Genomic DNA, 11,309 nt, shown 5'->3' with positions numbered 1-11,309 from the left:
CGACAGCATGTACGGGTGAGCACATCGGGGGCGACGCCGAAGAGGACCCGTCCGGAATACGGACGAGCCCAGATACGGCGGCGCGCACATGCGTGCCCGCCCGCCGCGCACTGCCTCCCATCCGGACTTTAACCGTCGGTCCAGGAATTCCACCTGGTCAACCGGCCGCTGGAAGCGGCCGGGTCGCGGACTATAACCGCCGGTTCGGACTTTCACCGACCCCGGAGTGCGCTGCTTCTGGTACAGGGCCAGTGTGCCACGCCCGCCGCCCGGCCAGGCGGGCGGCGGATGTGGGCTCGCTCACAGCCCGTGTCGCTGGACTTGCGCCGCGCAGTCACCCCGGCCAACTGCCGCACCCGCCGGGAGCCTTGACCTTGGTCCGGACCCATTGACCACACTGGTCTAGTCCTTTTAGGGTTCGGGCGGGTCCGGCGGCGGTGACGACGGCCCTTGCCCGCCGCCGGGCCGTCAGCGGGCCGAACCGCCGCCCGGTGAGTCTGCGGCGGGGCGGGCGCGGAGTCCGCGGCGGGGCGGGCGGGGAGTCTCCGGCGGGTCGGGCGCGCGAAGTCCGCCCCGTCCGGCGTGGAGTTCGGGGCGCGGGCCGGCCCCGGGCAGCGCGCACCGCCGGGCCGGCGGTCGCGATGCCCGGGTCAGCGCTCGGGGGGTGCGAACAGTTCGTCCTGCGCTCGCTCCCGGGCCGTCAGGAGCGCGCCGCGCAGCACGGCCGTCCCGCCGAGCGCGCTCGGCCGCACCTCGGTGGGCAGGGGCGACATACGGCGCAGCCGCTCCGCCACGAGCCCGGCGAGGACCGCTCCCCCGGCCCGGCCCACCTCCCCGCCGAGCACCACGCATCCGGGGTCCAGGACGGCCACGACGGAGGCGATGCCGACGGCGACCCGGTCGGCCAGGGTGTGGAGGAAGCGGTGGGCGGGGGAAGCCGCCGCCGGCACGGCCGACGCCGGCTCCGGGGACACTTCCGCCGCCGCTTTCCGCACCGCGCCGGCCGCTCCCGGTCCGTCCGGCGCGGACGGCACCGGCAGGCCGCACCGCGCCGCCAGGGAGACGATCGCCGCCGCCCCCGTCAGGGAGTGGAAGCCGCCGTCGCAGTCGGTGGCCGAAGGCAGTGAGCCGGTCCCCGGGACCGGCAGGAAGCCGATCTCGCCCGTACCTCCCGAGGAACCGCGGCGCAGCGTTCCGTCGAGGACGACCGCGGCGCCGACGCCGTGGCCGAGCCACAGCAGGACGAAGGTGTCCCGGTCGCGCGCGGCCCCCTCGCGCTGCTCGGCCAGGGCGGCCAGGTTGGTCTCGTTCTCCACCGTGACCCGGGCCCCCGGCAGGCGTTCCTGCAGGGCCGCGGCCAGGCTGCGGTGCCAGGCGGGCAGGCCTGCGGAGTCGCGCAGGTCGCCGGTGGCCGGGTCGATGAGACCGGGTGCGCCGATGCCGACGGTGTGCAGCCGGTCCGCCCCGGCCTCCTTGGCGGTCCGCTCCACCGCGGCGACCGCCCGCTCCACGGCCGGTCCGGTGCCGGCGTCGCCGCCGATCGGCACCGACGCCTCCGCGAGCACCCGCCCGACCAGGTCGGAGACGAGCACGAAGACACCCTCGGTGCGGACGTCGAGGGCGGCGAGGTGGGCGCGCCCGGCGACGATGCCGTACAGCCGGGCGTTGGGGCCGCGGCGCTGTTCCCCGGACTCGCCGACCACCGTGATCAGCCCGGCGTCCGTGAGGCGTTCGACGAGGTCGGCGACCGTCGGCCGGGACAGTCCGGTCAGCTGCTTCAACTGCCCCGCCGTCAGCGGGCCCTCCTGCTGCAGCAGCCGCAGGGCGAGCCGGTCGTTGATGGCCCGGGCGGTGCTGGGTGATGCGGGCATGGCGGGAATCCTCCCAGATCGCCGCGACCACCCGGGGGCGCCCGCGGCCGTGAAGGCATCTATCTATCAGGCAGGGTCCCTGATAGTTTACGGCGCGTGCATCGGAGGTGTGTCCGGGGAACCCCCGGGGAGGGGCGGGGAGATGAGTGACGTCGGCTGCGCACATGACGAGGTGCGGCACGCCCGGTACGCCGTGGCGGCCGTGTTCGCCGTGCACGGCGCCGTGACCGGCTCGTTCGCGACCCGCGTGCCGTGGATCCAGGACCACGCCTCGCTCAGCGCGGGCCGGTTGGGGTTCGCGCTGGCCTTCACGGCGCTCGGCGCCTCGTGCGCGATGCCGCTCGCGGGCCGGATCAGCCACCGCCTCGGCAGCCGTACGGCCCTGCGCGGACTGCTCGCGCTGTGGACCCTGTCGCTGACCCTGCCGTCCCTGGCGACGAACCTGTACACGTTGTGCCTGGCGATGTTCGTCTACGGCGCCACCGCGGGCATGGCCGACGTCGCCATGAACGCGCTGGGGGTCGAGATCGAGCGGCGGCTGGACAAGTCGATCATGTCGGGCCTGCACGGCATGTGGAGCGCGGGGGCGCTGATCGGCTCGGCGGCGGGCACGCTCGCCGCACACCTCGGCGCCGACGCCCGCCTGCACCACGCGCTCGCCGCGGCCACGCTCACCCTCCTGGGCCTGCTGGCCTGCGGCTGGGTGCTCGACGTGCAGCCGGCCGGGGACGAGGAACCGCCGCCGCGCTTCGCCCTCCCGCCCCGCTCCGCGCTGCTGATCGGCACGGTCGGTTTCTGTGCGGTGTTCGCCGAGGGCGCGAGCCTGGACTGGTCGGCGGTGTTCCTGCGGGACCGGCTGGACGGTTCGGCCGGCCTCGCGGCGGCCTCCACGACCGGCTTCATGCTGACCATGGCGGTGGCCCGGATCGCCGGAGACGCCGTGGTGAACCGTTTCGGCGCGGTACACACGGTCCGGGCGGGCGGGGTCCTGGCCGTGCTGGGCGGGCTGCTGATCGTCCTCGCCGGGCATCCGGCCGTGGCGATGGGCGGGTTCGCGCTGACGGGCCTCGGCATCGCGGTCGTCGTACCGCTGTGCTTCGCGGCGGCCGGGCACTCCGGGCCCAACCCGAGCCAGGCCATCGCGGGCGTCGCGACCATCACCTACACGTCGGGGCTGATCGCTCCGAGCCTGATCGGCGGGGTGGCGCAGGCGAGCAGCCTGGTGGTGTCGTTCTGCGTGGTGACGGCGCTGGCGTGCGGGCTCGCGGTGTTCGCCGGGGTGCTGCGCACCGCGGAGCGCGGTGGCCGCAGGGAGATCAGTCCGCAGGCCGCAGCAGTTCCCGACCCGCGGCCCTGAAGGCCGCGGTCCACGGCGCGGGCCGCAGGGTCGCCGCGTCCAGCCGGACCAGCACCCGGGTGCCGTGGGCGTAGGTCTGCGAGCCGTCGGCCGAGCAGAAGCGGAAACCGTAGGTCAGGCCGGTGGTGCCGAGCCGCTCCAGCCAGAGGTGGACGGCGTAGGTGCCCGGCCGGGTCACCGGAGCGTCGTAGCCGATCCGCAGTTCCTTGACGGCGTTGCAGGCGTCGCCGGCCGCGGCCCAGTCGCCGTCGAATCGGATGCCGTGCCCGTGCCACAGCTCGGTCCAGGCTCGCTCGACCATCAGCGGGTAGCGGGCGTTGTGCAGGAGCCCGAGCGCGTCGAGGTCGTCGAAGTGGACGGTGACGGGGATCAGCCGGCCGTGCGAGACGGCGGACGCGGCCGGGGCTTCGGTGGTCACGGGCGGGGCTCCTGAGCGATGGGGATCGGGGCCGCACACCCCGGACGGACGGAGCGGCCGCCCTTGGCGAACGAGGCGTGCACACCCCGGACGAACGGGACGTGCACACCCCCGGGCCCATCCATACTAAGCGACCGCTCAGGATCCCCGTCCGGACGGACCGCTGGTCAGCGGCCCGCCGGCCCCGTGCCCGGGGAAGGCGGCCGGTCAGCCCGCGATCGAGTCCAGTTGTTCGGCGGCGGGGCGCAGTGCCCACAGGTCGCCGCCGGGCGGCGCCTGGAGCATCGGTACGGCCCGCTTCGCCGCCGCGTCCCCGGCGTCCGCCGCCGCGTGCACGACGTCGCTCGCCGCGTAGCGGTGGAACTCCAGCTCCGGATGCGGCCAGGCGGCGGCGCCGGTCGCGGCCGGCAGCAGATAGTCGACCGCCTTCAGCACGCTCTGCCCGTCCGGGCCCCGGTGGCTCCAGAGGTTCACGCCGACGTGCCGGCCGATGGCGGCGAGCCGGGTGTAGGCGACCAGATCGAAGGTCGAGTAGTGCCAGCTGCGGGTGCGGGCCAGCTCCTGCGGCTGGCCGCCGTCCCCCGCGATCTGCGGGTCGATCCGCCCGGCACGCGCGCCGAGCACGGTCCGCCGGGCCAGAGCCGTGTCCCCGGTGGCGTAGGCGAGCGCGGCGAGCTGCAGGTCGTAGAAGGTGCCGTGGTTGTTGGCCGCGGCACACTCCTGCTTGCCGAAGTCGCCGTCCCTCAGCCAGCCGAGAAGGCCGGAGTTCCATCCGCCCATGGCGGCGCGGTCCCGGGCGGTCCAGCCGGGCGCGCCCGTGGCGAGGATCGCCTGGGCGTCGAGGACGCTGGTGTACGACTGCGAGAAGTCGATGATCCCGATGGCCCGGCCGTCGTACTTGCAGGGGATGAACTGGGCATGGTCCAGGTCGGGGTTCATCCGGGTCGCGGGGTCCAGGAACCAGGTGCGCAGGATCAGCCCGGCCTTCTCGGCGTAGCTCCGCCTGCCCGTGTAGTACCAGGCGAGCGAGAGGTCGTACGCGGAGTCGAAGACCTTCTCGACGTCCTGCCGGTCCGTGCCGCTGTCGACCTCCGGATTGCGCTCGCCGTCACGCTGGACGTACGGGCAGCCCCACGGGTTGTCGGCGGTGGGGGCGGTCGTGGGCCACCAGTAGGGGGCCTGGCTCAGATAGTCGTGGACGTCGCCGCCGGGGGCGGGCTTCGGCTTGTCGACGACCGTCCAGGGTCCCTGGTCCAGCCAGGCGTCCGCGCGGGCCGTCAGGTCCCGCAGGGTGCGCCGCAGTCCGGGGTCGTGCTCGAGGCGGGCCCGGGTCTGCTGGAGACGGGCGCCGTCGAGGACGGCGGTCCTCGGGACCTGCGGCGCCGCGTGCGCGGAGGGCACGAGCAGGGCGCCGAAGGTCACCACGGCGGCGAGGAGCGCGGCCGCACGGGGTCTTCCACTCATCTGCACTCTCCGATCTGATTCAGCTATATGAACACCGTTCACGAGGAGGACCGTGCGAGCGTAGAGCCGCCAGGTACCCCTGACAATGGTCCGGACCGTCATCACGTACGTAAGAAAGCGAAAACCACCATGGACCTCGGCGTGCGCTGGAAACTGCACGGTGACGGGCGCACGCCCGCACCCGGAGCGGTGGTACGCCCCGACGAACGGCTCTCCTGGCCGCGCACGGTGGGCCTGGGCGCCCAGCACGTGGTCGCGATGTTCGGCGCCTCCTTCGTCGCTCCCGTACTCATGGGTCTGGACCCGAACCTGGCGATCATGATGTCGGGCGTGGCGACCGTGATCTTCCTGCTCGCCACCCGCGGCCGGGTGCCTAGCTACCTCGGCTGCTCGCTGTCGTTCGTGGGTGTGGCCGCCGTCATCCGGGCGCAGGGCGGCACGAGCGCCACCGTGACCGGCGCGGTCCTGGTCGTCGGCGCCGTGCTGTTCCTGATCGGTCTGGCGGTGCAGCGCTTCGGTGCGCGGATCATCCATGCGGCGATGCCGCCGATCGTCACCGGCGCGGTGGTCATGCTGATCGGCTTCAACCTCGCCCCGGTGACCGCGTCCACCTACTGGCCGCAGGACCAGTGGACGGCCCTGCTCGTCATGCTGTTCACGGGACTCTCCGTGGTCTGCCTGCGCGGCTTCTGGTCACGCATCGCGATCTTCCTCGGCCTGGTCTTCGGGTACGGCGTCTCCTGGGCCTTCGACCGGATCTTCGGCAAGATCCACTCGATGAGCCCGGACGGCAAGGTCACCGACCACTGGCGCCTGGACCTCTCCGGTGTGTCCAAGGCCGACTGGGTCGGCCTGCCCTCCTTCCACGGGCCGAGCTTCCAGTGGTCGGCGATCCTGGTCGCGCTGCCCGTCGTGATCGCGCTGGTCGCGGAGAACGCGGGGCACGTCAAGGCGGTCGGCGAGATGACCGGCGACTCGCTGGACGACAAGCTCGGTACGGCGATCTCGGCGGACGGCGTCGCCTCCGTGCTGTCGACCGCGGTGGGCGGCCCGCCGAACACCACCTACTCCGAGAACATCGGCGTGATGGCCGCGACCCGCGTCTACTCCACCGCCGCCTACTGGGCCGCGGCCGGCTTCGCCCTGCTGTTCGGCGTCTGCCCGAAGTTCGGCGCGGTCGTGGCCGCGATCCCGGGCGGTGTGCTGGGCGGCATCACCGTGATCCTCTACGGCATGATCGGCCTGCTCGGCGCCCAGATCTGGCTCAACGCCAAGGTCGACCTGCGCAACCCGCTGAACCTGGTGCCGGCCGCCGCGGGCATCATCATCGGCGTCGGCAACGTCAGCATGAAGTTCTCCGACAACTTCTCGCTCAGCGGTATCGCCCTGGGCACCCTGGTCGTCATCACCGGCTACCACGCGCTGCGCGCGTTCGCCCCGGCCCACCTGAAGAAGCAGGAGCCCCTGCTGGACGAGGGCACCTCCAGCTACAACGACGAGACACCGCGCGCCGAGCCGTAACCGGCACGAGGGGGCTGTCCGCACGGGCCCGGCGATGCCTCGCGGCGTCCGATGTTCCCCCGTTCCGGCGAAGCGCCGGGCCGGTCGGTGCGCCGGCCGGTCCGGGGCTGGGACCCTTCCCCCATGGCGCGGTCGGAATACCTCACCACTCCCGTCGACGCGGTCGTCTCCCGGATGCGCGCGCTCGACGCGGCCCTGCCCGAGCGGGACGGGGTCGCCGTGTTCAACCGCGTCTACCTCGCCGTCACCGAGGAGGTCGACCGGTGCCTGGACAGCGGGCTGTTCACCGACCCGCGGGCCGCGATCGCGCTGGACGTGCGGTTCGCCGGGCGCTATCTGGCGGCGGTCGACGCGGCGGGCGCCGACCGCCGTCCCCCCGCCTGCTGGCGGCCGCTGTTCCAGCTGCGCCGGCACCCCGGTGTACGGCCACTGCAGTTCGCGCTGGCGGGCATCAACGCCCACATCGGACACGATCTGGCGCTCGCCGTGGTCGACACCTGCCGTGAGCTGGACTGCGAACCCGCCGAGCTGGAGGACGAGTTCGACCGAGTGGGCGACCTCCTCGTGGCCCTCGAGGAGCGCATCCGCGACGAGCTGATGCCGGGCCCCGACCTGCTGCAGATCGCCGACCCGCTCACCCATCTGCTGGGCTCGTGGAGCCTGGAGCGGGCCCGGGACGCGACCTGGTCGGCGGCGCGCGCACTGTGGACACTGCGCCGCTTCGAGGACGTCGCCGAGGAGTTCACCGAGCGGCTGGACGCGGCCGTCGGCTTCGCCGGCCGGATGCTGCTGACCCCTCTGCCCGACTGAGATGGCCGGTTCTCGTCGCCCTGCGCGGACCGCGGAACTACCCGCGGCGGACGGCACGTTGAGGCCGCGGTATCCGATTGCAGAGGAGCAGTGGTATGGCGACCAGGCTCGGTCTCGGTCTTCCCCAGATGCAGCAGTACGCCCTCGGCAAGGACGTGCCGGACGTGGCACGCGCGGCCGAGCAGATCGGCTACGAAAGCCTGTGGGTTTTCGAACGGGCCCTGTTCGCCGAGCCCGCCACCCAGGGCCTGTACGGCATCGAGGGCATGGCCTGGCCCGACGAGTACCGCAACACGGCGGATCCTTTGGTCACGCTGACCCTGGCGGCGGCGGCCACGGAGCGGGCGAGGCTCGGCGCGAGCGTCCTGGTGGCGCCGCTGCACGTGCCGTTCCAGCTCGCCAAGGCCCTGGCCTCGCTGGACGCGGCGAGCGGCGGCCGGGTGATCGCGGGCTTCGGCACTGGCTGGTCCCTGGCCGAGTACGCGGCCTCGGGCGTCCGGCCGTTCGAGGAGCGCGGGGCGGTGCTGGACGAGGTCATCGAGGTGTGCCGCAAGGTGTGGGGTCCGGATCCGGTCATTCACGACGGGCCGTTCTCCACGATCCCCTCCGCGGTCGTCGGGCCCAAGCCCGCCCGGCGGATCCCGATCATGCTGGCGGCGGGCAACAAACGGGCCTGGCGGCGGCTCGTGGACCACGCCGACGGCTGGCTGCCGGTGAACATCGGCAAGCCGGAGGTGGTCGCCGAGGAGTGGCGCCGGCTGCGGGAACTGGCGGAGGAGCGAGGCCGCACGGAGCCCATCCGGACGGTCCTGCGGGTGAACAGCTACCGGCTGCCGAGGGCGCAGGAGGCCACCGGCCGGCTCCACAAGGCGACGGTGGAGGAGACCATCGACGACCTGATCGCACACGCGCAGCTCGGCTTCGAGGAGATCATGGTCGACCTCCAGGGCCTGGCACGGGACGCGGAGGAGCTGAAGGACATCGCGGCGCAGGTGTACGAAAAGGCGCGGGCGGCCGGAGTCTGAGGCCGGCCGCGCGCGCCTTCGGTCCCGCTCCCGGTCAGTCCTCGGGCAGTTCCACCGGCGCGACCTCGTCGTAGAGGTCGCCCGGGCCCGGGTTGGCCGCGTCGGTCCGGCCACCGAAGTGGTGCATGACGCCCCAGACCGCGTTCAGCGCGGTCTGGACGGCGCCCTCGGCCCAGCCGGCCGTCCAGGAGATGTCGTCGCCGGCGAGGAAGATGCCCCGCTTGTCCGCGGGCAGCCGGTCCTGCATGAAGTGCGTGAACAGGCGCCGCTGGTAGCGGTAGTGGCCCGGGAGGTTGGCCTTGAACGCGCCCATGAAGTAGGGCTCGTTCTCCCAGGAGACGGTCACCGGGTTGCCGATGATGTGCTTGCGGATGTCGACGTTCGGATAGATCTCGCCGAGCGACTTCAGCATGACCTCCATCCGCTCGTTCGCGGACAGCGGCAGCCACTTCAGGCTGTCGTCGCACCAGGTGTAGGAGAGACAGATGACGGCGGGCTTGTCCGGGCCGTCGTCCAGCAGGTAGGTGCCGCGGGTCATGCGGTCGGTGAGCGTCATCGACATGACGTCCCGGCCGGTGGGGTTCCCCCGCTCGTCGACGGCCTTGTCGAGCCAGAACGGCCGGTCCACCGGGACGAAGAGCTTCGAGGACTCCATGTAGTGGGTGCGCTCGATCGCGGTCCAGTGGTCGATCGGGAAGAGCGAGTCGTCACAGGCGATCTTGGACAGCAGCATCCAGGACTGGGCGGTGAAGATCGCCGCCTGGTAGGTGCGGATGTCGCCGTTCGCGTCGGTCACCGTGATCTGGTTGCCCGCGGTGCGGTGCAGCCGGGTCACCGCCGGGCGGGGCTCGCCGTCGAGGTGCAGGGACTTCAGCGAGGTGCCGTACGGCCAGTGGACGACCTTCTCCGGCTCGCGCTCCCACAGGCGCAGCGGCAGCTGCTGGGAGCCGCCGACGATGCCGCGGTGGTGGTCGTCGGCCTCGGTGTAGACGACCCGCAGGATCTCCAGGATGGAGTTGGGGAAATCGGTGTCCCAGCCGCCGGTGCCGAAGCCGACCTGGCCGAAGATCTCGCGGTGGCGGAAGGACTTGAAGGCCTCGGAGTCGCAGAGGAAGCCGTAGAAGGTCTGGTTGTCGAGCTTCTCGACCAGCTTCGCCCAGATCTCGCGGATGCGCGGCACGTCGCGCTCGCGCATGGCGCGGTTCATGTCGGAGAAGTCGGCGCCCTCCTCGAGGCACCTGTTCCAGGCGGTGGCGACGTCCCGGTACACCTGGGGCAGGTCGTCGACGGTCTCGGCGTAGTGCGACTCGCCCTTGAGGTCGACGACGGTGGAGGGGGTCGCCTCGGCCAGCGGGTTCGGGAAGGGGCTCGTGCGCAGACCGACCAGGTCGATGTAGTGCTGGAGGGCGGTGGAGGAGGGCGGGAACCGCATCGCGCCCATCTCGGCGGTCAGCGACTCGTCGCAGCCCTCGAAACCGACCGTGCGCAGCCGGCCGCCGATCTGGTCGGCCTCGTAGACGACGGGCTTGAGCCCCATCTTCATCAGCTCGTACGCGGCCACGATGCCGGACAGACCGCCGCCGATGACCGCCACCTCGGTGCCGTGCTCGGTCGCCGGTATCTGGCCGAGGCCCGCCGGGTGGGCGAGGAAGTCGTCGTAGGCGTAGGGGAAGTCCGGGCCGAACATGGTGATCGGCGGCTGCTGCTCGTCGGCGTGCTCGACGGCGTTGGGCACCGTGGACGTCATGGGGTACGGACTCCTTGCGCGGGGGTGACTCGGGGGAGGGCTCGGGGGCTCAGACCAGGGGCCCGTACAGGCCGGGGCGGCGGTCCTTCAGGTACGGGTTGGCCTCGCGGGAGGCGGCCAGGAAGGCGGGGTCGGCGTCGGCGAGCACCAGCTGCTCGGCGCGGCCGGCGCGGGTGCGGGCGACGCCGTCGGGGCCGGCGAGCGTGGAGAGGCCGACGAACTCGAACTCCCCCTCCTGACCGACCCGGTTGACGTAGGCGACGTACATCTGGTTCTCGAAGGCGCGCACCGGGATCATCGACTCGGCGACGAACTGGAAGGGGTGCATCTGCGCGGTCGGGACGACGAGGAGGTCGGTGCCGGCCAGGGCGTGGGCGCGGACGTTCTCCGGGAACTCCACGTCGTAGCAGATCATCAGGCCCACGGTGAGGCCGTTCAGCTCGGCCTGGACGACCGCCTGATCGCCCGGCGTGAAGTGGTCGCGCTCGAAGCACCCGAAGAGGTGGGTCTTGCGGTAGTTCGCGAGCCGGGTGCCGTCGGCGGAGATCAGCTGGACGGAGTTGTAGACGGTCTCGCCGTCCCGCTCCGGGTAGCCGTAGGCGACGGCGATGCCGTGCCGGGTGGCCGTCTCGGCGATCGCGTCGGCGGAGTCGCCGTCGGCGGGCTCGGCCAGGCGGCCGATGCCGTCGCCGATCGCGTAACCGGTCAGGAACAGCTCGGGGGCGGCCAGCAGCGCGGCGCCCGCGGCCGCGGCCCGGCCCGCGGCCTCGTCGAGGACCCGGAGGTTCTCGGCGACGGAGCCGGGGCGGCCGGAGCTCTGGAGCAGGGCGGTGCGCATGGTGGTCCTCACCGGAACGGGAGTCTGGGGTCAGGAAAGACGGTACGGTCGGCGCGCACGGCGGGACAAGGAGGAGCCGTTGCGCGCCGGTGCGCGAATCATTGCGTGCCACTAGCACCGAACGGCGATTCGTTGCGCGTCCCCCGGGAGCAGGTTTCGGCCGGCCGCGGCAGCACCCGTGCCGACGGCCCGGCCGCCCGCCCCCGCACTCCCGGCCACCCCTGCGGGAGGGTCCCCGGCCACGTCGGGGGCACGGAC

9 protein-coding genes and 1 riboswitch are annotated in these 11,309 nt (G+C 72.7%); of the genes, 4 read left to right on the top strand and 5 right to left on the bottom strand.

Annotation, left to right across the window (positions count from 1 at the left end):
- Positions 1–103: 103 nt before the first annotated feature.
- A riboswitch (FMN riboswitch) is annotated at positions 104–234 on the bottom strand.
- Between the two features lie 416 nt (positions 235–650).
- Entirely contained in the window at positions 651–1,871 is a 1,221-nt protein-coding gene (locus tag ACGFT2_RS18270; protein ID WP_393279058.1) for an ROK family transcriptional regulator, read from the bottom strand.
- Between the two features lie 142 nt (positions 1,872–2,013).
- Between ACGFT2_RS18270 and ACGFT2_RS18265 the strand changes: the two genes are divergently transcribed.
- The gene (locus ACGFT2_RS18265; RefSeq protein WP_393279056.1) at positions 2,014–3,228 is read left to right on the top strand and encodes an MFS transporter; all 1,215 of its coding nucleotides are present in this window, start codon (positions 2,014–2,016) and stop codon (positions 3,226–3,228) included.
- On the opposite strand, the gene ACGFT2_RS18260 is transcribed toward ACGFT2_RS18265, so the two are convergent.
- Together ACGFT2_RS18260 and ACGFT2_RS18255 are read right to left on the bottom strand one after the other, a co-directional pair.
- Positions 3,188–3,646, bottom strand: coding sequence for an acyl-CoA thioesterase (locus ACGFT2_RS18260; protein WP_393279054.1), 459 nt, complete (start codon positions 3,644–3,646; stop codon positions 3,188–3,190). The genes ACGFT2_RS18265 and ACGFT2_RS18260 overlap by 41 nt on opposite strands.
- A gap of 207 nt (positions 3,647–3,853) precedes the next feature.
- Positions 3,854–5,110 (bottom strand): alginate lyase family protein, encoded by a 1,257-nt coding sequence (locus tag ACGFT2_RS18255; protein WP_393279052.1) that lies wholly within the window; start codon positions 5,108–5,110, stop codon positions 3,854–3,856.
- A 129-nt stretch (positions 5,111–5,239) separates the two neighbouring features.
- Between ACGFT2_RS18255 and ACGFT2_RS18250 the strand changes: the two genes are divergently transcribed.
- The 3 genes from ACGFT2_RS18250 to ACGFT2_RS18240 all read left to right on the top strand — a co-directional run bounded on the left by ACGFT2_RS18250 (position 5,240) and on the right by ACGFT2_RS18240 (position 8,466).
- On the top strand, positions 5,240–6,631 hold the full coding sequence (locus tag ACGFT2_RS18250; protein WP_393279050.1) for a uracil-xanthine permease family protein: 1,392 nt from the start codon (positions 5,240–5,242) through the stop codon (positions 6,629–6,631).
- Positions 6,632–6,754: 123 nt separating this feature from the next.
- The gene (locus tag ACGFT2_RS18245) at positions 6,755–7,441 is read left to right on the top strand and encodes a DUF5995 family protein (protein ID WP_393279048.1); all 687 of its coding nucleotides are present in this window, start codon (positions 6,755–6,757) and stop codon (positions 7,439–7,441) included.
- A 95-nt stretch (positions 7,442–7,536) separates the two neighbouring features.
- Positions 7,537–8,466, top strand: a complete 930-nt coding sequence (locus ACGFT2_RS18240) for a TIGR03619 family F420-dependent LLM class oxidoreductase (protein WP_393279045.1) — start codon at positions 7,537–7,539, stop codon at positions 8,464–8,466.
- Between the two features lie 34 nt (positions 8,467–8,500).
- Here ACGFT2_RS18240 and ACGFT2_RS18235 read toward each other — a convergent pair whose 3' ends face one another.
- Positions 8,501–10,213: a flavin monoamine oxidase family protein gene (locus ACGFT2_RS18235; RefSeq protein ID WP_393279043.1), complete on the bottom strand. Its 1,713-nt coding sequence runs from the start codon at positions 10,211–10,213 to the stop codon at positions 8,501–8,503.
- Between the two features lie 49 nt (positions 10,214–10,262).
- On the bottom strand, positions 10,263–11,051 hold the full coding sequence (locus tag ACGFT2_RS18230) for a carbon-nitrogen hydrolase family protein (RefSeq protein ID WP_393279221.1): 789 nt from the start codon (positions 11,049–11,051) through the stop codon (positions 10,263–10,265).
- Positions 11,052–11,309 lie beyond the last annotated feature (258 nt).

Source organism: Streptomyces sp. NPDC048514 (assembly GCF_043199955.1).
Taxonomy (GTDB): Bacteria; Actinomycetota; Actinomycetes; order Streptomycetales; family Streptomycetaceae; genus Streptomyces.
This window is presented reverse-complemented; position numbering and strand designations above follow the sequence as displayed.

Excerpts from the sequence above, each read along its gene's own strand:
- ACGFT2_RS18270 (WP_393279058.1), bottom strand. The coding sequence starts at position 1,871 with ATGCCCGCATCACCCAGCACCGCCCGGGCCATCAACGACCGGCTCGCC.
- ACGFT2_RS18265 (WP_393279056.1), top strand. The coding sequence starts at position 2,014 with ATGAGTGACGTCGGCTGCGCACATGACGAGGTGCGGCACGCCCGGTAC.
- ACGFT2_RS18255 (WP_393279052.1), bottom strand. The coding sequence starts at position 5,110 with ATGAGTGGAAGACCCCGTGCGGCCGCGCTCCTCGCCGCCGTGGTGACC.
- ACGFT2_RS18250 (WP_393279050.1), top strand. The coding sequence starts at position 5,240 with ATGGACCTCGGCGTGCGCTGGAAACTGCACGGTGACGGGCGCACGCCC.
- ACGFT2_RS18245 (WP_393279048.1), top strand. The coding sequence starts at position 6,755 with ATGGCGCGGTCGGAATACCTCACCACTCCCGTCGACGCGGTCGTCTCC.
- ACGFT2_RS18240 (WP_393279045.1), top strand. The coding sequence starts at position 7,537 with ATGGCGACCAGGCTCGGTCTCGGTCTTCCCCAGATGCAGCAGTACGCC.
- ACGFT2_RS18235 (WP_393279043.1), bottom strand. The coding sequence starts at position 10,213 with ATGACGTCCACGGTGCCCAACGCCGTCGAGCACGCCGACGAGCAGCAG.
- ACGFT2_RS18230 (WP_393279221.1), bottom strand. The coding sequence starts at position 11,051 with ATGCGCACCGCCCTGCTCCAGAGCTCCGGCCGCCCCGGCTCCGTCGCC.